The organism is Cochlodiniinecator piscidefendens (assembly GCF_011326755.1).
In the GTDB taxonomy this organism is placed as follows: Bacteria; Pseudomonadota; Alphaproteobacteria; order Rhodobacterales; family Rhodobacteraceae; genus Cochlodiniinecator; species Cochlodiniinecator piscidefendens.
The window spans coordinates 786,450-807,888 of the sequence record NZ_JAAOIE010000002.1 but is presented as its reverse complement, the minus strand read 5'-3'; the positions used below and the strand labels follow the sequence as shown (position 1 = coordinate 807,888).

Sequence of the window (21,439 nt, the reverse complement as noted above, 5' to 3'; positions counted from 1 at the left end):
TGTACGCGGCCCGGCTGCCATTAGCCAACTACAAACGCATATTCCAAGGCACGATCACGCGCTTCGTTCAAAGTCACAACATCAGCGCCACCGAGCCCAAAGTCAGTGCGCAAGGGCTTGCCTTCACGGTTGCGCTGGCCCTTAACTGTGACACGCACAATCCAGCGTCTTGCACCGGATGGATCGACCACGAGGTACAGACCGCTTCCGTCGCCATGGCGACCTGGACCGAGGGTCCGGACCAGATTTTTCGTTAGCTTTCCGCTTAGTGCAGCCATTCAAATACCACGATTTCTACCACGCAATGAATTGAAACGAGCCTAATCGAAGAGGAACCAAAAGCAACAACGAATGCAGATAAATCAACGAAAACAGCCCCATAAGGGGTTGAATGAGTACCAACAGAATTGAATGAAAATGGTGGGTGGCGGAGACGAAGGGATTCGAACCCTCGAGACCCTTCCGGGCCTACTCCCTTAGCAGGGGAGCGCCTTCGACCACTCGGCCACGTCTCCGCTGACCCGTCTATCAGCGAAGCTATTGGAAGAACAAGTCCTTTTTTACAACTTCGAGGGCCTGCAAACGAATTTTTTATTATGGAGTAATGAAGGTAACATTTTGCATGCGCTCAATTTCATACATATCGTCGTCATAGTGTTCGCTTAGGGCTTCCATGAGGGGGGTGTTCCAGCCTTCGAGCTCAATTTCTTCTTCGATTTGATCGAGATCCGCAAATTTATCTAAGAAAATTGCAAAAATGCGCCTGCGTTGAAGAATTGAGAGGTTTGGATGTTCTTCAAGATAAGCCGAGAGTCGGTTTGTGCCTTCCTCAGTCATTATAGAACTCAACATGTCGGAACTGCCTTGCAGAGTAACAGCAGGATCCAAGCCGGAAAACTCTTGCAGCAAGGTCGGCCATAAGATGGGGCTGTCTTCATCGGCCCAGACGGTGATATGGCAATCGGGATTGGCTTGTTTGATTAGATTGATGACATTCGACCATTTAATCTCAAGCGGGTTCATTCCGCCCAAAAAGTTTTTGTCACCTTTACGTGCCCCGGTGTTTGCGAGGGCGGGGACGAATGTAGCTGGATCGCGTATTGCAATAAAAAACTCAACAGGACAGTTTGGCGTGAGATTACGAAGCCTATGGGTTTTTATGTCCGCTCTGCCGTAAAATGAATTTCCGGAGAATGTGAACGCGGGGAACCCGAGAAAGTTACTGTCGGACAACAATATGCGATCAACCTGTTCTACCTTCGTCAAGCTCTGCAGGTATTCAATCTCAAGTTCCTCCGAAAGGGAACCTTCAGACATCTGTTCTAGAAAAGATTGAATTGTCTTTCGGTATTGGCTTGGTTTTCGGGCGACAACACCATTTTGAGCCAATAAATCGGTATCCCAACGCAATGATTTGACAAGTAGATCATTGTCGGTTTGCGGAGCGCCGAGATGATAAACGATTGTTGGCCGATGGTGCATAACGTTCACGGGTTGTCCTGTTTTTCATTAAAAATGATAACAGAACCATAAGACAAAAACAAAGCGGGAGCCTGACGAAATTTAGGCGGAAGAGTTGAGTGACCTCAATCGGCTGAGATGGGCGCGTGCGAGGTTTGGTTGGGGAGGAGTGCTCTGATCCGCTAGGGTAAGGTGCCAGAACAATTGAACCAAATCGGCGTTTTGCATTGCGTGTTCAAAACTACGTTGGTGCCAGTTGATTGCGTCGGAGTGGAGTTGGCTCAACATATTGTCTGCTAAAAGGGTCGTTAGGTGCTTTTGCGATGTTTTGTTCAGTCTGGAGATACTGCTTTCTTCTTCCGTATTGAAATTACGTTCAACCCAATATTCGAGCCCAATTTCTCGGCTGCGTTTATTGGGCAGGCCCCTTGCGCGTTTGGTTATGAAATTTTGAGTGGAGCGTATCGAGTAATGATTGAGTTGAACCAATGCGCTACCGCCCGGATATCCAAAGAGATTAATTCTGTCGTCATCGGTTGCAAATTCTTTGGGTAAAATGCTGCCATCACCGTCTACCCATTGTGCAGGTTTGCTTTTTCGGTGTTTTGGGCGATGGATACCCAACTGTCGAAAAGCTTTGACGCGAAAGAGGCTTTTAAAAAAATGCGCAAGTGGCAGGTTGATCCGCTCTGGGGCGGCGCTTGTGTAGGCCTGTGTGGTTGTCAGCATTGGGGCTGAGATGTGCCCATTGTTCCCAAATAACCTCCAGCGCATGGCGATTGCATCGCTCCCCTCAGGGAATGCTGAGATAAGGTCTTGGATAGTCTCAAAAGGTGCCCGCAAATTTATGAATTCATCGCAATCAATGACGGTTGCCCAATCGGCAGAGGCGAGTTTTGGGTGAGATTGCGCGTGCTTTAACGCTTGCCATTGAATAGATTTCCGCCCCTTGGGGGCAGGTTGCGGGATGTGACTTACCAAGCCAATGGATTGTAAACGATCCAATATTTCGGTGGTTCCGTCGTCGCAATCATTCGAATACACGATGAAATGCTCAATCCCGATGGATTGGTGATGTGCAAACCATTCCAAACAATGTGGCGCTTCATTGCGCATGGTTGTGATGGCTATGACACGCACGGTTGATCCCTACTTTTCATTGTTACGAAAATCAGGCTACCTGTACAAAAGATGGATGTCACCCTTGGTTGGCTTTAGGATGATAAATATGGGCCAGACTGATACACCAGAAGACAGATCCTATGTGCCGCGCGGGGTGGCGCAGGTTTCTCCGCCTGAAAATGTGAAGACGCAGCATTTTGTGTTTATCTTATTGCCTAAGCTGTCGATGCTTGCATTCAGCTCTGCAATTGAACCTCTGCGGATTGCCAACCAACTTACAGGGCAGGCGTTATACACATGGGAAACCCGATCAGAGGAGGGTAAGCCTGTCGATTGCTCCAATGGCGTCCCTATTCAGGTGGATGCGCCGCTTGGCACCGTGCCAAAAGGGGCGACGATTTTGGTCTGTTCAGGGGTTGAACCCGAACGCTCTTGCTCAGATCGGGTTGCCGCATGGGTGCGCGAAGGATGGCGGCACGGCGGCGTTGTAGGTGGATTATGCACAGGGGCATATACGCTTGCCAAAGCTGGGATTTTACAGGGGCATCAATTTACGTTGCATTGGGAAAATGAACCTGCATTTTCGGCCAATTTTCCGACTCTGAAACCTCTGGAAAAGCTCTACACGATAGATAAACGCATCATGACCAGTAGCGGAGGGGCCTCTGCAACGGATTTAATGTTGAAATTGATCCTGGATGAATATGGGTTTGACCTTTTTCATGCGGTTATGGACATGTGTATACACCCTTATCATCGCTCTGGAGATCAATTGCAGAAACTGCGCAGTTCTTATGTATTAGGGACGCGACATCCAAAGTTGTTAGCCATCGTTGAGAGTATAGAAAACAGTCTAGAAGATGACATCGACCTGGGGATATTGGCCCAAGATCATGGAATTTCGCGGCGTCAGATGGAACGTTTATTTAAAAAATATACAGGGGCGTCACCAGCTCAGTTTCTAAGCGGGCTTCGTCTCGCGCGCGCGCGGGCATTATTGTTGGAAACGGACATGACCGTGGCACAGGTTTGTATGGCCGCCGGGTTTGGAAACGCGGTGCATTTTGCAAGGCTGTTCCGTGCAAAATACGGAATTAGCCCGGCACGTTTCAGCGCGCAGCACTATTAATTGCATTGATTTTTTTGCCTTCGCAGGAGACATGTGATGCAACGTGAAAAGGATCGGAAAAAAACATGATTGAACGTATTTCAACCACTGAACGCTCTAGCAAAATCGTAAAGCACAACGGCGTTGTTTATCTCAGCGGCCAAGTGGGTGAAGGTGAAAATATCACCGTACAAACCGAAGAGGTCTTGCGCCGCGTAGATGCTGCTTTGACCGAAGCTGGGTCCTCTCGCGAACATATGCTGCAAGCCGTGATTTGGCTGTCTGATATGTCTTACTTTTCCGAAATGAACAAAGTTTGGAATGCATGGGTCCCAACCGGTTTTGCCCCGGCACGTGCTTGCGGCGAAGCAAAGCTCGCCCGTGCAGAACTGATGGTCGAAATCATCGTGACAGCTGCAGTTGCCGAGTAATTCTAATTTGCGAAATTTCTTCCGTTGTGTCGGAGTTTCGCAAAATTAGGAAGAACAGTTCTTGTGACGATTATTTGGTCGATAATCGCCTATCACAAAGCAGCCTCCAACTTTCAACACCGAGAGCCAAGCTAAGGCTCCCGGTGTTGGGTTCTCTTGAATGTTCCGCAGTTAAGCGTGGATAGCACCGTCGCCGCAAGCGAGGGCTGCTTCGCGGACTGCCTCAGAACAAGTTGGGTGAGCGTGACACGTGAGCGCGATATCCTGTGCAGATGCGCCGAACTCCATTGCGACGCAGATTTCGTGGATCATTTCACCTGCTTGCGGGCCTAAGATATGCGCGCCAAGAATGCGATCCGTTTCCGCATCAACCAATATTTTCACAAAGCCTTCGCCCGCGAACATCGCTTTTGCACGGCCATTACCCATAAAGGAAAATTTGCCAACCTTGTAGGCGTGACCCGCATCTTTCAGTTGCTCTTCGGTTTGACCTACCGCAGCAACTTCGGGGTTTGTGTAAACGACACCAGGAATAACATTGTAATTCACATGGCCTTTTTTGCCTGCGATGACTTCGGCAACTGCCATGCCTTCGTCTTCTGCTTTGTGAGCGAGCATGGGGCCATCAATCGCGTCGCCAATCGCGTAGATACCATCAATATTTGTTGCCCAATGGTCATTGGTTGCCACCTGACCCCGCGGCGAGAGTGTGACACCCAATGCATCTAGACCCAGCCCATCGGTGAATGGACGACGGCCCGTCGCGACAAGAACAACATCGGCTTCGATCATGTCCTCTTTGTCGTTTTTTCGTAGCTTGTAGTGCACCTTGGCTTTGGTTTTCAATTTCTCAACAGATTGCACTGCGGCACCCATCACGAATTTTAGCCCCTGCTTTTTCAATGTGCGTTGGAACGTTTTGGCGATTTCACCGTCCATACCGGGCGTCACCTGATCCAGGAACTCAACCACTGTCACTTCTGATCCGAGACGCGCGTATACTGACCCCATTTCAAGGCCGATTACACCGGCGCCAATCACCACCATTTTGCGTGGCACTTTTGGTAGATCAAGTGCACCGGTCGAGGTCATGATCATTTCCTCATCCACCTCTATGCCCGGAAGAGAAGAAGCCTCAGAGCCGGTGGCAATCACGATGTTTTTGGCAGTGTGAACCTCATCGCCTACCTTTACTTGGCCAGCAGCAGGGATGGAGCCCCAGCCTTTGATCCAATCGACTTTGTTCTTCTTAAACAGAAATTCAATGCCTTTGGTGTTTTGGCCAATCACATCTTCTTTGTAGGCCTTCATCTGATCCCAGTCGACGGAGGGTGATTTACCTTTTAGGCCCATTTTTGCAAAATTGTGTTCGGCTTCGTGAAGCGAATGTGAAGCATGAAGCAGGGCTTTCGACGGAATACACCCAACATTCAAGCAGGTCCCACCGAGCGCGTCACGTCCTTCGACACATGCTGTTTTAAGCCCAAGCTGCGCGCAGCGAATGGCGCAAACATAGCCACCTGGTCCACCGCCGATGATGATGACGTCATAGTCTGCCATGGGTATCTCCTTGATTAGGGTTGTGTATGGGCAGTGGAAAGTTGTTAGTTTCCTCGCCCATACAAATTTTAGGTCGTTGTGTTCATTCTATTTCAAACTGAACTGCGACGTTCTGATATCCATATATATCGAGATTGGCGTCGCGGCGGCTCATTTGAGTTGAGGCAGAAATACCGGATACGATCACCCCGATCAGCCCAGCACCTGCGCCTGCAGCATTTGCATTTGCTTGAATTTCTGCGGTGGTTTGGTTGATGGCTCTCATTACCACGAGTTTTTCTTGCCCTTGGTAGGTACAAGTGATTGACCCTGATGGCGTACGTCCGCCCATGTCTGGGGTCATAACAACAGCTGGTGTTGTGAAAGATGCGCTAAAGCCCGGCGCAGAAAAACGACATGGAATTCCAGAAACCTCCCGACGCTGCCCTTCCTCTCTTACATAAGTGCGCGCTGTGAAATCAGTGATGCCCTTTTCGTTCAATGCTTGGGTTGCGCTAAATTGAACAGGGGCTTGTGTAATTTCTGTGCCTGCGCAGCCTGCAAGTATTAATATTGAGGCCAGCAAAGTGGTGAAGGTAGGTTTCATTGGTAGTTCCTTGAAACTGAATTTGTACATATACTTTTACCCGCTCACAAAAGAGTGATTGAGCGGGAGAAGTATTCGATTACAAATCCATAAGCAACCTACGCGGGTCTTCTAGGGCTTCTTTTACCCGCACAAGGAAGGTAACAGCCCCTTTGCCGTCAACGATACGGTGGTCATATGACAATGCGAGATACATCATCGGGCGGATCACCACTTGGCCATTGATCGCCATTGGGCGGTCTTGGATTTTGTGCATGCCCAGAATACCCGATTGTGGTGGGTTCAAGATGGGCGAAGACATCAATGATCCGTAAACGCCGCCATTGGAAATGGTGAAGGATCCACCTTGCATCTCTTCCATGCTGAGTTTACCGTCGCGCGCGCGCGCGCCTTTTTCCGCAATGGCTTTCTCAATACCAGCAAAAGACATCGCATCTGCATCACGAATGACAGGAACAACTAGGCCTGTTGGTGTGCCCGCAGCAATACCCATGTGGACGTAGTTTTTGTAAACAACATCGGTGCCGTCGATTTCGGCGTTCACCTCAGGGACCTCTTTCAAGGCGTGGATACAGGCTTTGGTAAAGAACGACATAAAGCCGAGCTTCACGCCATGCTTTTTCAAAAATAGATCTTTGTACTCGTTTCGCAGGGCCATCACTTCGGTCATGTCGACCTCATTGTAGGTGGTCAACATGGCCGCGGTGTTTTGGCTCTCTTTTAAACGACGGGCAATCGTCTGACGCAGACGCGTCATCTTTACGCGTTCTTCACGACTTGCGTCTCCGGCAGCGACCGGCGCACGTGGGGCGGCGGCGGCAGGTGCTGGGGTTGAGGCGCCGCTTGTCGTAACGGCAGCTGTGCCTGCGGCGATTGCTTTTTGTACGTCTTCTTTCATCACGCGACCATCACGACCAGTGCCGGCTACAGAACCAGCAGTCAGACCGGCTTCAGCCATCAATTTGTTGGCTGAGGGGGCGTTTTCAACGTCTTTTCCGTCTTGGAAAATAACAACGTCTGAGTTGTTCGAGTCGTTGCTATTAGGAACTGCAACGCTCGCGCCCCCACTAGAGGAAATAACAGCCAATTTGGCAGCCGCTTCAACGGTTGCACCCTCAGCTGCGATAATTTCTGTCAACACACCCGCCGCTGGAGCGGGAACTTCGACAGAAACCTTATCGGTTTCCAATTCACACAACATCTCGTCTTGGGCAACGGTGTCACCGACGGCCTTGAACCAACTGGCGACGGTGGCCTCAGTTACGGATTCACCCAAGGTCGGAACCATAACATCGACCGATCCGCCTGTTTCGGCGGGTGTTTCAGCTACAGGGGATGCAGCGGCGGCAGGTGCCGTCGCACTTGCTGCGCCTTCGGCTATGGTGGCCAAAAGGGCTGAAACACCAACAGTGTCGCCCTCAGATGCGACGATTTCGCCTAAGGTCCCCGCAACAGGGGAAGGGACTTCTACCGTTACTTTGTCAGTTTCGAGTTCGCACAGCATTTCATCCACAGCGACGGCGTCGCCCGGCTTTTTGAACCATGTTGCGACGGTGGCTTCTGTGACGCTCTCGCCCAGCGTTGGGACACGTACTTCGGTGCTCATGATAATTACCCTTTGATGGTCAGCGCGTCATCAACGAGCGCTTTTTGTTGTGCTTTGTGTTGGGAAGCGAGGCCCGTAGCGGGCGACGCAGAGGCAGGACGCCCGGCATAAATTGGTCGACTGGAGGCATGTCCCGAAATGCGCGACAAGACCCATTCGATATTGGGTTCGATAAAGGTCCAGGCCCCTTGGTTTTTTGGTTCTTCTTGGCACCAAACGATTTCAGCATTTTTGAAGCGGCTAAGCTCGTTCACCAAGGACATGGCAGGAACCGGATAGTATTGTTCCACGCGCATCAGATAGACATCATCGATGCCCCGATTGTCGCGTTCTTCAAGCAAATCGTAGTACACTTTGCCAGAACACATAACGACACGTTTGATTTTGTCATCGCCCTGCAATGAGGTATCTGAATTCCCCTTTTGTGCGTCATCCCACAAAATGCGGTGGAACGATGAACCATCGGTGAAGTCTTCTTTCGTAGATACCGCCATTTTATGACGCAGCAGTGATTTTGGTGTCATCATGATCAGCGGTTTACGGAAAGACCGATGCAGCTGGCGACGTAGAATGTGGAAATAGTTGGCTGGTGTCGTGCAGTTCGCAACAATCCAGTTGTCGCCGCCGCACATTTGCAAGAACCGTTCTAGTCGCGCAGATGAGTGTTCTGGCCCTTGGCCTTCGAACCCATGAGGCAGCAATACAGTCAGGCCTGACATCCGCAGCCATTTGCTTTCGCCAGAGCTGATGAATTGGTCAAACATGATTTGCGCACCATTTGCGAAGTCGCCAAACTGCGCTTCCCACAAGGTCAGTGCATTCGGTTCAGCCAAGGTGTAGCCATATTCAAAACCCAAAACTGCATATTCCGACAGCATTGAATCGATCACTTCGTATTTGGATTGACCCGCCTTGATGTGGTTTAGCGGGTAATACCGTTCTTCGGTGTCTTGGTTTACAAGGCCAGAATGGCGATGCGAAAACGTCCCGCGTGTGGCGTCTTGGCCTGATAGGCGTACTGGAAACCCTTCGGTTAAGAGCGAGCCAAAAGCCAAGGCTTCGCCGGTTGCCCAATCAATGCCACTGCCTTCGCCCAGTGCTTTTTGCTTAGCGTCAAGCATACGGCCGACGGTTTTATGCAGTGGATATCCGTCTGGAACATGCGTGAGCGCACTTGCAACCTGATCGAAGGTGTCGGGTGAAATGGCGGTTTGACCACGTTGATAATCTTCGTCCTTGCGATCAAGGTGGGACCACCGACCATCAAGCCAATCGGCTTTGTTTGGCTTATAGTCTTTTCCAGCTTCGAACTCTTCGTTCATACGTGCTTGGAAAGCCGCTTTCATATCCTCGATTTCGCCTTCGGGGATCAGGCCATCGCGCACCAAACGCTCTGTATAAAGCTGCAGTGTGGTTTTTTGCTTTTTGATGGTTTTATACATGAGCGGGTTGGTGAACATCGGTTCATCCCCCTCATTGTGCCCAAAGCGGCGATAGCAGAAGATATCCAAAACCACATCTTTGTGGAATTTCTGACGGAATTCCGTCGCCACACGGGCGGCGTGAACCACGGCCTCAGGATCATCGCCATTCACATGGAAAATAGGGGCTTCAACCATCAAGGCAATGTCAGTGGGGTAGGGGGACGATCGGCTGAAGTGGGGCGCTGTGGTAAACCCGATTTGGTTGTTCACAACGATATGCATCGTGCCACCGGTTTTATGACCCACGAGACCTGATAGACCAAAACATTCTGCAACGACGCCCTGGCCAGCAAAGGCCGCATCCCCATGCAGCAAAATTGGCATCACTTGCGTGCGCTCTGTGTCACCCAATTGTTCTTGCTTGGCGCGTACTTTACCAATCACAACAGGATTAACCGCCTCTAGGTGCGACGGGTTCGCGGTAAGCGACAAGTGAACGGAGTTCCCTGCAAATTCGCGATCTGATGACGCGCCAAGGTGATACTTTACATCTCCGGAACCATCGACATCTTCGGGCTTAAAGCTGCCGCCTTGGAATTCGTTGAAAATTGCGCGGTAGGGTTTTTGCATCACGTTCGCCAGTACAGACAAACGGCCCCGGTGTGGCATGCCAATAATGATATCGCGCACACCAAGCGCACCACCGCGTTTGATGATTTGTTCCATTGCTGGGATCAGGCTTTCGCCACCATCAAGACCAAAGCGTTTGGTGCCCATGTATTTAACATGCAGGAATTTCTCGAACCCTTCAGCCTCAACCAGCCTATTTAAAATCGCTTTACGTCCTTCGCGGGTAAATGCGATCTCTTTGCCGTATCCTTCGATCCGTTCTTTGAGCCATGATGATTCAGCTGGATTGGAAATATGCATGTACTGAAGCGCGAACGTACCGCAGTAGGTGCGGTTCACGATGTCGACGATTTGGCGCATTGACGCAACCTGAAGACCAAGCACGTTATCAATGAAAATTGGGCGATCCATGTCTGCTTCGGCAAAGCCGTAGGTTTTTGGATCAAGCTCAGGCCGAATGGTTTCATCACGCATTTTGAGCGGATCAAGATCAGCGGCGAGGTGGCCGCGAATCCGATAAGCGCGGATCAACATTAGTGCGCGAATACTGTCTAACACGGCGCGTTTGATTTGCTCATCCGAAACTTCGACGCCTTTTTCAGCGGCTTTGGCTTTGATTTTGTCGCCCGCGCCTTTCGCCTCTTCCGGGGCCCATTGACCATCGAGCGCTTGGGTCAAATCATCGTTGGGTTCAGGGGGCCAGTCCATCCGTGCCCAAGAGGGGCCAGCGGCTTCGCGTTTTACGTCAATTTCGCCATCGCCGAGGGACGCAAAAAAGACCTGCCAAGCCTCGTCAACTGCGTTGGGGTCATTGGCGTATCGCGCGTAAAGCTGTTCCAAATATTCAGCGTTATGACCTTGCATAAAGCTGGAGGCGTGGAGTTGGTCGTTGTTATGTTGGTCGGTCATGGCGATCCCTTTGGTGGGCGAAGCAATGGTTATTGAACAGGTGAGCGATCAAGGCGGGCAGCAAATGGCAAAGGACCTGCACGTTCATCAGCGGCGATAAAGGCATAGGTTTCGATGCGGGTATAATCGGAGCCACCTGCTTCGACAGTTTGGGTCCGGGCCGCAGTCACGGTACCGTCTGCAGCAGGGAAGTCCCCAACCGCATTGATACGATCGGTAAGAGCGTCATCTTCGGGTCCGGCCCATATACAGGAAATGTTGGCGTCATCGGCAAGCACCATAGCAACCTGATCGTCAAACGTGAAAATTGGGCCAAGTGTTGAATTTCCCAATGACGCGTAAAAGGCATTTACATAGTCGCTGGTCAGGCTGAGGCGCTGCTGGGGTGTTGATGCGGATTCCAAAAACCACATCTGAGAAGCAACAAGATTTCTGAGCGGTTCGGCGGCATCTACTTTGTCAATTTTGGTCCATCCCGCTTCTGGCAAACCGGCACGTATCGACGCGCCGGTCGCTGAAATGGGTATGCAGAGGTCCATCAAACTGTCTATTCCAGCAACGTCTTGCGCAGAAACGGGCAGCGTGAAAATGCTACACAGGATGGCTGAAGATATCGAAAACAATTGGCCGCATGAGCTTTGATCGGTCATTAAAAGCCTCGCGTTGTTATAACGATTTGAAGTGGAAGGATATCTTGTTCATCGGCGAATTCTGGGTGCAATCTGATGACAATAAGTTCGGTATGAGGGGTGAGTGGATTACCAAACTGGGTTGCATATATATCCCTTTGATCAAGAGATACCCAAGGTGTTTCAGGTGTGATTGTAAGGGCGTCGTAAACGGCACTGTGATTAGGGGCGGTGAGGTTGCATGCATGCAATTCGGAGCCAATGATGGAGAAGGACGTTAGGGTGACCGGTACTCTGTGTGCAGCCCAGTAGGCAGGCGCGGGTCTCCACACATCTAGAACATTGTCACGCTCTTTGTGCTCATTTGAAAAGTTGAGCTCGTGCTCAAGGTCTTCCAACGCATACTGACGAAGTCTAGATAATTGGGTAGCATTATACATGTCTTGAGCACGCACCAAATATCGGGTCGGAGCCCAAAATGGGCTGCGCCCGCTCAAGAACATTGCATTGCTGAATTCAGAAAACTCTGCGGGCTCTATCGCTTCGATTCCTAAACCTTCCATAGTCCTTTGTAACTCAAAGGGATCATATTCATTTGTACCAAATATTAGCGATGCCAATGTTTTGGTTGTCTCAAAGAAAGACGGCGGACGCATTTCTTCAAAACAAGTTTCGATGATGGCCGCTGCGGCCTCGGCTTGTTCTGTTTCGACCTCAGAAGCGTGAACTTCTGAGGTGAACAGGAAGATAAGACAAAGGCAGTTTCGTAAGCGCATTTGGTTTAACCGATTGCTTTCAACACAGCTTCGCCGAGGCTTGCAGGGGATTCCGCAACTACGATGCCGGCTGATTTCATGGCTTCGATTTTGTCTTCTGCGCCGCCTTTGCCACCAGCAACAATCGCGCCAGCGTGGCCCATGCGGCGTCCCGGAGGGGCGGTGCGGCCAGCGATAAAGCCTGCAACAGGTTTCCAGCGACCTTTTTTCTTTTCATCGGCGAGGAACTGCGCGGCTTCTTCTTCGGCGGAACCACCGATTTCACCAATCATGATGATGCTTTCGGTTTCATCGTCAGCCAAGAACCACTCCAGCACGTCGATATGTTCAGTGCCTTTGATCGGGTCGCCGCCGATGCCAACGCAGGTAGATTGCCCAAGACCAACATCCGTTGTTTGTTTCACTGCCTCATAGGTTAGCGTACCGGAACGAGAGACAACACCCACGGTGCCGCGTTTGTGAATGTGACCGGGCATAATGCCGATTTTGCAGGCGTCAGGGGTGATCACGCCGGGGCAGTTGGGGCCGATCAATTTGGATTTTGAACCGTCCAAGGCGCGCTGCACACGCATCATGTCGAGCACCGGAATACCCTCAGTGATACAAACGATCAGTTCCATTTCGGCATCGATTGCCTCTAGGATAGAATCCGCTGCAAAGGGCGGCGGGACATAGATGACAGACGCGTTGGCCTCGGTCACGTGTTTGGCTTCGTGAACGGAGTTGAACACAGGCAGGTTCAGATGGGACATCCCACCTTTGCCCGGTGTGACACCGCCAACCATTTTAGTGCCATACGCGATGGCTTGTTCAGAGTGAAAGGTACCCTGTGAGCCCGTAAAGCCCTGACAGATTACCTTGGTGTTTTCGTCGATGAGGACCGCCATTTGGAGTTCTCCATGTGAATTGGGTGAATGGGTTCGCGAATTAAACAGCGCGCTCCCTAATATCGTTCTATGACTACTGTGCTGCTTGTTCCTGTGGCGCTGGACGTCTCAATGCGCCCCGTGAGCCGCACATTTGTCGTTCCATTTGACCAGCGGGATGAACCGATTGGGCTATAGCCAAGCTCTATCAAGGACGCTTCAGCACCTTGCATAAACTCTCGACCTGTGTATCCAAACAACGACACGTTGCATGGATCATCTTGGTCCATTTTGGGAGAGGCAAAGAGGTTGAAAGCGCTCCGCTTTCCCCAAGATGTGTTGAAAAGGTCGCGGATTTCGACGTAGCCAGCAGCAACCAGCATTTGCCCGACAACTTCATCGTTTCCTTCGTGCGCTGCACAAATTCTTGCAACTGTCCGGCCTTCGTCACGAAAAAAGTTTACGGCATTGAGGCCGCCGCCAATTGCAGGTTCGCTATCTACAATCCGGACCGATCCGTCTGCTTGCTGCGATAAAGTCACTTCATTTGTGTTACATGCCGCCAAAGCCGCTGTGAGGCCGACAGCAGCGATGGATTTAACGATACCGCGCATCATCCTTTAACCGCCTTCACGATCTTTTCTGCACCGTCTTTGAGGTTGTCAGCGGCGATCACATCAAGCCCGGAAGTATTGATGATTTCTTTGCCTGCCTCAACATTGGTGCCTTCAAGGCGCACAACGAGCGGAACTTTTAGGCCGACCTCTTTCACGGCAGCGACGACGCCCTCTGCGATCACATCACAACGCATGATACCGCCGAAGATGTTCACGAGGATGCCTTTGACTTTGGCATCTGAGGTGATAATTTTGAACGCTTCGGTTACTTTTTCTTTGGTCGCACCGCCACCAACATCAAGGAAGTTCGCAGGCTCTGCACCGTAAAGTTTGATGATGTCCATCGTGGCCATCGCCAGACCTGCACCATTCACCATACATCCGATTTCGCCATCAAGTGTAATGTAGTTGAGGTCGTATTTGCTGGCTTCCAGCTCATTCGGGTCCTCTTCAGTTTCGTCGCGCAGTTCCGCAATATCTGCATGGCGATACAGCGCGTTGCCGTCAAAGCTGACCTTGGCATCCAGAACTTTGAGATCACCGCTGTCGGTTACGATCAGAGGGTTGATTTCCAGCATCTCCATGTCTTTTTCCATGAAGGCAGTGTAAAGCAGGCCCATCAGTTTAACGCATTGTTTGACCTGTTGACCTGTCAGCCCCAAAGCAAACGCAATACGGCGGCCGTGGAAGGCCTGATAGCCTGACGCCGGATCAACAGAGAAAGATAGGATTTTTTCAGGGGTGGCCGCAGCCACTTCTTCGATATCCATCCCGCCTTCGGTCGAGCAAACGAAAGACACGCGGCTTGTTTGGCGATCGACCAACAGCGCGAGGTACATTTCGGTTTCAATGCCTGAACCGTCTTCGATGTAGATGCGGTTTACTTGCTTACCAGCCGGGCCAGTCTGGTGCGTGACCAATGTGCGGCCGAGCATTTTCTTGGCTTCTTCGGCGGCTTCTTCCACAGATTTAGTGAGACGAACGCCGCCTTTGTCACCTGCATCTGCTTCTTTGAAAGATCCTTTGCCGCGTCCGCCTGCATGAATTTGGGCTTTGACAACCCACAATGGGCCATCCATCTCACCCGCAGCGGTTTTTGCGTCTTCTGCTTTCAATACGACGCGACCATCGGAAACTGGTGCGCCGTAGCTGCGAAGAAGTGCCTTCGCTTGGTATTCATGAATGTTCATGAAGCTGTCCCATGTTGCTACTGTTCTAGGGTAGTAAAGACGACAGGAATCGTTAAAGAAATGCTTTTTTCTGAAAAAAGGACGTTATTTTGTGAATTTTGCATATTTGTGATCACACGATTATTTGTTGTGATCACAAAATCCTTCGGTGACGCCAATAAATCCGCTTGGAAAAGATTCGCACCCTGTTACTTTACCCAGAATTTGAGAGGAAAAGATGAATGAAAGCTGAACGCTTGCGCTGGGGAATTGTTGCGACGATCAGCGAACCAAAGCCTTTGGTTTTGGCATTTATGGCCCATCATCTAGCTATGGGCGCGGAAGAAATTCATGTGTATTTGGATGATGTCGACGATCCGGTAGCGCCTATTTTGGAACGTGTCCCACAAATTAAGGTGACGGTGTGCGATGCGGCATATTGGGCAGAGGTCTTTGGAAAACGGCCGTCGCGTCAAACACGCAGGCAAACGATCAATGCGACTCGCGCTTACGAAAATTGTTCCGTGGATTGGCTGTTTCACTTGGATGCAGATGAATTTTTGCATTTGGAATGGTCTTTGGAAAAACAGGTGAAATCGCTTCAGAACCAACAATTGTGGATAAAGTTTTTAAATGTTGAGCGTGCTTTCGTAGCAAAGGATGACATCGGCAGTATTTTTGACGGCGTGTTTAAATTTCCTCCAGATCCTGAAAATCCTGACGTAGAATATGATACTTTGTTTGAACATCCACTGCGCGAAGGGGCGTTTTCCGGCCACAAAGCAGGAAAGGCGATGTGTAAGACCGGGCATGAAATGTCAGTGGGGTTGCACGCCCCTCGGATTGGTCCGATGACCAGTCGCAATATTCCACCGTTTCGCCATGCGGGGTGTGGCATTATCCTGCATTTTGACGGGTTGTCCCCGCTGCACTGGGCGGCCAAACTTTTGCGATACGCGGCAGCCGGAACAGCTGATGCTAAGCAAATGGTTGGTGGAAAACGCTTAGCGCAGGTCGCTTTGGTGGCGGATTTGTACGATGATTTGGATGCCCTGCGTGCGTTACATGATGAGGTGAATGCCATTTCGCAGGAAAATGTTGAGTTTTTACGGACGAGGGGGCATTTGGCCGATGTTCGCCTTAATCCTGCGTCGGCGATCGCAACATGGTTTCCAGATGAAGTTGTGGATTTGTCGGTCGAGGCATTCGACGCACTATTGATGCCACGCGTGAAAGAATATCAATATCTGATCAGTCAAATGGACGATTGGGTATAAAAAAAGGCCGGGAAACCCCGGCCTTCATGTGCTTTTGATGCAGTTCGCTTAGGCAAGCGTTGCGTCGATGCCTTTGCAAGCATCAACCAAACCTTTGACCGCATCAACCGATTTATCAAACATTTCTTGCTCTGCAGCATTTAGTTTGATGTCTACAATACGTTCAATGCCGCCGGCACCGATGATGGTCGGAACGCCAACATACATTCCTTCCAGACCCAGCGCGCCGTCAACATATGCTGCACATGGCAGTAGGCGTTTTTGATCTTTGAGGTATGCTTCAGCCATCTCGATTGCTGAGGTCGCAGGCGCGTAATACGCAGAACCTGTTTTCAGTAGACCAACGATTTCAGCGCCGCCATCACGGGTGCGTTGAATGATGGAATCCATTTTTTCTTGTGTTGTCCAACCCATTTCAACAAGGTCTGGCAGAGGAATGCCGCCAACGGTTGAATACCGCTCAAGCGGAACCATTGTGTCGCCGTGACCGCCCAAAACAAAGGCTGTTACGTCGCGCATGGAAACGTTGAATTCTTCGGACAAGAAATGACGGTAACGTGCCGAGTCGAGTACACCAGCCATGCCGCAAACTTTGTTGTGAGGTAGGCCAGAGAATTCGCGTAATGCCCATACCATTGCGTCAAGCGGGTTGGTGATGCAGATCACAAATGCGTCTGGTGCGTTGGCAGCGATGCCTTCGCCGACGGATTTCATGACTTTCAGGTTAATACCCAGCAAATCGTCACGGCTCATGCCGGGTTTACGTGGAACGCCGGCGGTTACGATGATAACATCTGATCCAGCGATATCGGCGTAATCTGTTGCGCCTGACATGGCTGCATCAAAACCCTCAGACGGGCCAGATTGGGCGATATCAAGTGCTTTACCTTGTGGTACGCCGTCTGCGATATCGAAAAGAACAACGTCGCCTAATTCCTTCATTGCAGCAAGATGAGCGAGCGTGCCGCCGATCTGCCCGGAACCGATAAGTGCGATTTTGGGTCTGGCCATGGTTAGGTCCTCATGCTTTAAATTCGCAACTGGGGTAGCCATTTGCGACGTATTGCGCAAGCCTGCCGCGATGCGGCAATCGGCCATATCGCGTAAAAATGACATGGGAACGGTTCGCTTCATGCTTGATTTATGTCGTTTTTAAGGGGTTTTCAGTGATTGAATTTAGCATAACCTTTTTTGCCTTAGCAGTCCCTGCCGTCATTTTTGCCGGGCTTTCCAAAGGTGGATTTGGCTCTGGGGCAGCCTTTGCTGCGACTCCACTGTTGGCGCTGATTCTCGATCCGGGCGCAGCAATCGGGCTCATGTTGCCTTTGCTGATGCTTATGGATGTCACGGCGTTGCGCCCGTATTGGCGGCAATGGGATAATGAAAGCGCATTGGCGCTTATTGTTGGCTCGGTGCCGGGCATTCTTATTGGAACGTTACTATATTCGTTCGCGGACCCGGACGTATTCCGTTTTTTGATCGGTGTAATCGCTGTGGGTTTTGTTGGGTTTCAGGGTGTTAAAGCGTTAGGGTGGATACGAAAATCTGAACGCTTGTTGCCGCGATCTGCAGGATGGATTGCAGGGGCTGTCGCTGGGTTTACCAGTTTTATCAGCCATGCTGGCGGGCCACCTGCTGCCGTTTATCTTTTGTCGCGTGGTTTAACAAAAACCGGATTTCAAGCGACAACGGTTATTGTTTTTTGGGCGATCAACCTTTTGAAATTTATACCTTATGCCGCACTTGGTATTTTTTCTTACCATACATTTTTGGCTGGCCTAATATTGGCTCCGGTTGCAGTGTTTGGCGTTTGGTTAGGCGTGAAGTGTCACCGCGCGTTACCTGAACGTTTATTCTTCGCCTTAACGTATGTATTTTTGATCATTACTGGAGCCAAGTTGATTTATGATTCGTTAACTTAAGCATCATGTGTTTCTTCGGGTAAAACCTCTGCCAATGTTTCAAAGGCTTGCCCAGCTGCGATCATACATGTCATGCCATTCGGCAGCGTCACAGTGATGGTCCAAGTTCCTGTCTCTGTAGAGGCAAATACCTCAATAACTGCGTTGTTTCGGCCCAATCCAATGGATTGACGGGTTTCACCATAGTTATCGGCAAGCCGTTCAAGAATCACATTGCGCGGCGCACAATTGCGTGGATCTTGGGCAAAGGCCTGTTGGGTGGCGATAAAGATTGCGCCAACTGCAAAGGTCAGCATGAGAATTTGTTTTTTCATCGATTTGCTCCTTTTGTTTAACGTTGCCCGAATTAATTTTGCATCGGTTTCTGTGGATAAGTTTGCGCCTTTGATGCAAAAAACCGGTTAATTGACCGTTCGACAGTGATTTTCGCTGCGTTGCGGCATTTTTTGACTTGCCATTTGGTGCGTTGATGTGCTCCCTTGCGCAACAATATTACGGAGACAAAAATGACATCTCATGCGCGCCCCTTTCGATCTGTGCTCTACATTCCGGCATCAAAAGAACGTGCGCTTGAAAAAGCAAAAGCCCTGCCGGTAGACGCGATCATTTTCGATCTTGAGGATGCAGTCGCGGTCGAAGAAAAGGAAAATGCCCGTAATCTTCTTAGCGCAACGCTGTTGTGCGGTAGTTATGGCGGGCGCGCACGTATTGTTCGGATAAATGGGCTGGATACGCCATGGGGTAAGGGCGACGCCGAGGCCGCAAGACAAATGAAACCTGATGCAGTTTTGCTTCCTAAGGTGAATTCGTCTGCGGATATTGATGCGTTGGTAGAAATTACCGGGAAATTAGATGTCTGGGCAATGATCGAAACCCCGATGGGAATTTTGAATGCCTCTGAAATAGCGGCACATCCGCGGGTTAAAGGTTTTGTAATCGGGACCAATGATTTAGCAAAGGAGCTGACCACACGGTATACGCCAGATCGCCAACCATTGTTGATGTCTCTGCAGTTATGCCTTTTGGCTGCACGGGCGCACGATGTGGTTGCGATTGACGGTGTCTATAATGCCTTCAAAGACGACGCAGGTTTATTGGCCGAGTGCGAGCAGGGTCGGGATATGGGGTTTGACGGCAAAACGCTTATCCATCCGGCACAACTGGCAACAGCGAATGCAGCATTCGCGCCTTCAGACGAAGAATTGGAGCTCGCTCGGAGGCAAATTGTGGCCTTTGAAACGGCACGCGCGAATGGAGAGGGTGTTGCGGTTGTGGATGGCAAAATCGTTGAGAATCTGCATATTGTGACCGCGCGGCAAACTTTGGCTAAGTCAGAGGCGATTGCCGCACTCGCAACCGAATGAGGCAGCAATGACATTTCTTATACTAGGTGTGATCCTGTGGATCAGCGCGCATTTCTTGAAACGCTTGGCGCCGAACGTACGTCATGGATTGGGGGACAAAGGGCGCAGCGTGATTGCAATAATCATTTTGCTCGGCTTGGCGTTGATGGTCATAGGCTATCGGGCCGCTGATTTCATTCCGGTGTATCAACCGTTGCCGGGTATGGGGCATGCTAACAACACTCTAATGATCGTGGCACTGTTCTTGATGGGGGCAGGGAGCACGAAGGGTATTACTGCCTCTAAGATACGGCATCCAATGCTGATGGCGGCCATCGTGTGGTCAATTGCTCACCTTCTAGTCAATGGAGACCTTGCTTCGTTGATCCTTTTTGGTGGCATTGGCGCTTGGGCATTTACGCAAATGCTGATGATCAATCGGGCCGAAGGACCTTGGCAGGCTCCCGCCGCGGGTCCCTTCAAGAAAGATATGAAAGCCGTCGTGATCGCCTTGGTGTTATATATCGTGATCGCCTTTGTTCACGTCTGGCTAGGACACAATCCGTTTTTGGGGACATATGGATGAAAGTTTACCGATTTCTAAGCGAAGATGACACATCGGCATTTTGCCACAAAGTCACTGAGGCTCTCAGCAAAGGTTGGGAACTGTATGGTGATCCAACTTACGCATTCGATGGTGCAAACGGTGTCATGCGCTGTGGGCAGGCTGTCGTGAAAGAAACAGATGCCGAGTATAGTTCGGATATGAAATTGGGGGCGCAGTAATGGCTAAAACCAATGCGGGGCATTTCTTTGAAGATTATTTCATTGGGCAAGTCATTCGTCACGCTGTGCCGCGCACAATTTCGGGGGGCGAGCGGGCGTTGTATCACGCGATGTATCCGGCCCGTCATGCGCTTTACTCATCAGATGAATTTGCACGCACATCTGGTCTATCGGCGTCCCCTATTGATGATTTGGCTGCGTTTCATGTTGTTTTCGGTAAAACTGTTCCCGACATTTCGTTGAATGCCGTGGCTAACCTTGGGTATGCCGAAGGACGCTGGCATTTGCCGGTTTATCCGGGCGATACTTTGCGTTCAGAATCCGAAGTGATTGGTCTGAAGCAAAACTCAAATGGCAAAACAGGTGTTGTTTGGGTTCGATCACGCGGCGTCAATCAGTGCGATGAAACAGTAATGGATTTTGTGCGCTGGGTTATGGTGCGCAAACGTGATCTAGAGGTATCTGCCCCTGAAACTGTTGTTCCTGAATTGTCCAAAGCTGTTGCCATTGAAGATTTGGTTATTCCGAATGGGTTGGATTTTACGAACTACGATTTCGAACTTGCCGGTGAGGCCCATCGGTGGGGGGACTACGAAGTTGGAGAACAAATTGATCACGTGGATGGTGTTACCATCGAACAAGCTGAGCATATGATCGCGACGAGGTTGTGGCAGAATACGGCTAAGGTGCATTTTGACGCGACCAATCGTCCAGATGGTAAGCGGCTGATTTATGGCGGGCATGTCATTTCGATGGCTCGTACCTTGTCGTTTAACGGGCTTGCGAATGCTCAGATGATCGTTGGGTTAAATGGTGGAGCGCACGCCAACCCCTGCTTTGCTGGGGACACCGTTCGGGCTTGGTCTGAGGTATTAGACAAAGCTGATACGAATGCCCCTGGAGTTGGCGCAATTCGATTACGTCTGGTTGCAACCAAAGGCTCTGCATTTGCCCTGAAAGGGGACGATGGGAAATATCTATCCGATGTTCTTTTGGATTTGGATTACTGGGCTTTGATGCCGAAATAGTCCCTCAGCGACTCATTTTCAGTATTTGACGTAATTCCGCGTCAAATATTTACAGCTCGTTAATTTGTGATCACGCACTTGTGCCATGTGATCACAAATTTGAAAAAATCGACATGCTGCGCCAAAAAAGCGCATTATCACATGGTTCTGGGTCGTGACTTATTAGGTTTTTTCAGTATTCATACTAAA

22 protein-coding genes and 1 tRNA gene are annotated in these 21,439 nt (G+C 50.4%); 8 read left to right on the top strand and 15 right to left on the bottom strand.

The window, feature by feature from the left end:
- Positions 1-20 precede the first annotated feature (20 nt).
- The 4 genes from G9C99_RS08685 to G9C99_RS08670 all read right to left on the bottom strand — a co-directional run bounded on the left by G9C99_RS08685 (position 21) and on the right by G9C99_RS08670 (position 2,601).
- The gene (locus tag G9C99_RS08685) at positions 21-278 is read right to left on the bottom strand and encodes an Arm DNA-binding domain-containing protein (protein ID WP_231704010.1); all 258 of its coding nucleotides are present in this window, start codon (positions 276-278) and stop codon (positions 21-23) included.
- Positions 279-425: 147 nt separating this feature from the next.
- A tRNA-Ser gene (locus G9C99_RS08680) sits at positions 426-515 on the bottom strand.
- A 79-nt stretch (positions 516-594) separates the two neighbouring features.
- Positions 595-1,491, bottom strand: a complete 897-nt coding sequence (locus G9C99_RS08675) for a hypothetical protein (RefSeq protein WP_166417058.1) — start codon at positions 1,489-1,491, stop codon at positions 595-597.
- Positions 1,492-1,563: 72 nt separating this feature from the next.
- The gene (locus G9C99_RS08670; RefSeq protein WP_166417057.1) at positions 1,564-2,601 is read right to left on the bottom strand and encodes a glycosyltransferase family 2 protein; all 1,038 of its coding nucleotides are present in this window, start codon (positions 2,599-2,601) and stop codon (positions 1,564-1,566) included.
- 88 nt (positions 2,602-2,689) lie between these two features.
- On the opposite strand from G9C99_RS08670, the gene G9C99_RS08665 reads away from it, so the two are divergent.
- Together G9C99_RS08665 and G9C99_RS08660 are read left to right on the top strand one after the other, a co-directional pair.
- Positions 2,690-3,712: a GlxA family transcriptional regulator gene (locus G9C99_RS08665; RefSeq protein WP_166417056.1), complete on the top strand. Its 1,023-nt coding sequence runs from the start codon at positions 2,690-2,692 to the stop codon at positions 3,710-3,712.
- 65 nt (positions 3,713-3,777) lie between these two features.
- Positions 3,778-4,122 (top strand): RidA family protein, encoded by a 345-nt coding sequence (locus G9C99_RS08660; RefSeq protein ID WP_166417055.1) that lies wholly within the window; start codon positions 3,778-3,780, stop codon positions 4,120-4,122.
- Positions 4,123-4,293: 171 nt separating this feature from the next.
- Here the strand turns inward: G9C99_RS08660 and lpdA are convergent, their stop codons facing one another.
- From lpdA to sucC, 9 genes are all read right to left on the bottom strand, one after another.
- Positions 4,294-5,682, bottom strand: coding sequence for a dihydrolipoyl dehydrogenase (lpdA, locus tag G9C99_RS08655; protein WP_166417053.1), 1,389 nt, complete (start codon positions 5,680-5,682; stop codon positions 4,294-4,296).
- Positions 5,683-5,764: 82 nt separating this feature from the next.
- A complete protein-coding gene (locus G9C99_RS08650) occupies positions 5,765-6,268 on the bottom strand; it encodes a hypothetical protein (RefSeq protein WP_166417052.1) in 504 nt (167 codons plus the stop codon).
- 79 nt (positions 6,269-6,347) lie between these two features.
- Positions 6,348-7,874 (bottom strand): 2-oxoglutarate dehydrogenase complex dihydrolipoyllysine-residue succinyltransferase, encoded by a 1,527-nt coding sequence (odhB, locus tag G9C99_RS08645; protein ID WP_166417051.1) that lies wholly within the window; start codon positions 7,872-7,874, stop codon positions 6,348-6,350.
- Positions 7,875-7,879: 5 nt separating this feature from the next.
- On the bottom strand, positions 7,880-10,837 hold the full coding sequence (locus tag G9C99_RS08640) for a 2-oxoglutarate dehydrogenase E1 component (RefSeq protein ID WP_166417050.1): 2,958 nt from the start codon (positions 10,835-10,837) through the stop codon (positions 7,880-7,882).
- A 29-nt stretch (positions 10,838-10,866) separates the two neighbouring features.
- On the bottom strand, positions 10,867-11,487 hold the full coding sequence (locus tag G9C99_RS08635; protein ID WP_166417048.1) for a hypothetical protein: 621 nt from the start codon (positions 11,485-11,487) through the stop codon (positions 10,867-10,869).
- On the bottom strand, positions 11,487-12,242 hold the full coding sequence (locus tag G9C99_RS08630; RefSeq protein WP_166417047.1) for a hypothetical protein: 756 nt from the start codon (positions 12,240-12,242) through the stop codon (positions 11,487-11,489). Before G9C99_RS08630 ends, G9C99_RS08635 begins: the two co-directional genes overlap by 1 nt.
- A 5-nt stretch (positions 12,243-12,247) precedes the next feature.
- A complete protein-coding gene (sucD, locus tag G9C99_RS08625) occupies positions 12,248-13,129 on the bottom strand; it encodes a succinate--CoA ligase subunit alpha (protein WP_166417046.1) in 882 nt (293 codons plus the stop codon).
- 56 nt (positions 13,130-13,185) lie between these two features.
- Positions 13,186-13,725 carry a hypothetical protein gene (locus tag G9C99_RS08620; RefSeq protein ID WP_166417045.1) on the bottom strand — a complete coding sequence of 180 codons (540 nt, stop codon included), beginning with the start codon at positions 13,723-13,725 and terminating at the stop codon, positions 13,186-13,188.
- Positions 13,722-14,915, bottom strand: coding sequence for an ADP-forming succinate--CoA ligase subunit beta (sucC, locus tag G9C99_RS08615; protein WP_166417043.1), 1,194 nt, complete (start codon positions 14,913-14,915; stop codon positions 13,722-13,724). Before sucC ends, G9C99_RS08620 begins: the two co-directional genes overlap by 4 nt.
- Before the next feature lie 221 nt (positions 14,916-15,136).
- On the opposite strand from sucC, the gene G9C99_RS08610 reads away from it, so the two are divergent.
- On the top strand, positions 15,137-16,171 hold the full coding sequence (locus G9C99_RS08610) for a glycosyltransferase family 2 protein (RefSeq protein ID WP_166417042.1): 1,035 nt from the start codon (positions 15,137-15,139) through the stop codon (positions 16,169-16,171).
- A gap of 48 nt (positions 16,172-16,219) precedes the next feature.
- Here G9C99_RS08610 and mdh read toward each other — a convergent pair whose 3' ends face one another.
- Entirely contained in the window at positions 16,220-17,182 is a 963-nt protein-coding gene (gene mdh / locus G9C99_RS08605; protein WP_166417131.1) for a malate dehydrogenase, read from the bottom strand.
- Between the two features lie 155 nt (positions 17,183-17,337).
- On the opposite strand from mdh, the gene G9C99_RS08600 reads away from it, so the two are divergent.
- The gene (locus G9C99_RS08600) at positions 17,338-18,093 is read left to right on the top strand and encodes a sulfite exporter TauE/SafE family protein (RefSeq protein WP_166417040.1); all 756 of its coding nucleotides are present in this window, start codon (positions 17,338-17,340) and stop codon (positions 18,091-18,093) included.
- On the opposite strand, the gene G9C99_RS08595 is transcribed toward G9C99_RS08600, so the two are convergent.
- The gene (locus tag G9C99_RS08595) at positions 18,090-18,407 is read right to left on the bottom strand and encodes a hypothetical protein (protein WP_166417038.1); all 318 of its coding nucleotides are present in this window, start codon (positions 18,405-18,407) and stop codon (positions 18,090-18,092) included. The genes G9C99_RS08600 and G9C99_RS08595 overlap by 4 nt on opposite strands.
- Before the next feature lie 192 nt (positions 18,408-18,599).
- Between G9C99_RS08595 and G9C99_RS08590 the strand changes: the two genes are divergently transcribed.
- Genes G9C99_RS08590 through G9C99_RS08575 form a run of 4 tightly spaced genes read left to right on the top strand, consistent with a single transcriptional unit; the run spans position 18,600 to position 21,250 of the window.
- Entirely contained in the window at positions 18,600-19,457 is an 858-nt protein-coding gene (locus G9C99_RS08590) for an HpcH/HpaI aldolase/citrate lyase family protein (RefSeq protein WP_166417037.1), read from the top strand.
- 7 nt (positions 19,458-19,464) lie between these two features.
- Complete coding sequence (locus G9C99_RS08585) at positions 19,465-20,022, top strand: NnrU family protein (RefSeq protein WP_166417036.1); 558 nt, start codon at positions 19,465-19,467, stop codon at positions 20,020-20,022.
- On the top strand, positions 20,019-20,222 hold the full coding sequence (locus tag G9C99_RS08580; protein WP_166417034.1) for a DUF1737 domain-containing protein: 204 nt from the start codon (positions 20,019-20,021) through the stop codon (positions 20,220-20,222). Before G9C99_RS08585 ends, G9C99_RS08580 begins: the two co-directional genes overlap by 4 nt.
- Complete coding sequence (locus G9C99_RS08575) at positions 20,222-21,250, top strand: MaoC family dehydratase (RefSeq protein WP_166417033.1); 1,029 nt, start codon at positions 20,222-20,224, stop codon at positions 21,248-21,250. The genes G9C99_RS08580 and G9C99_RS08575 overlap by 1 nt, the downstream gene beginning before the upstream one ends.
- The last annotated feature ends 189 nt before the right edge of the window (positions 21,251-21,439 follow it).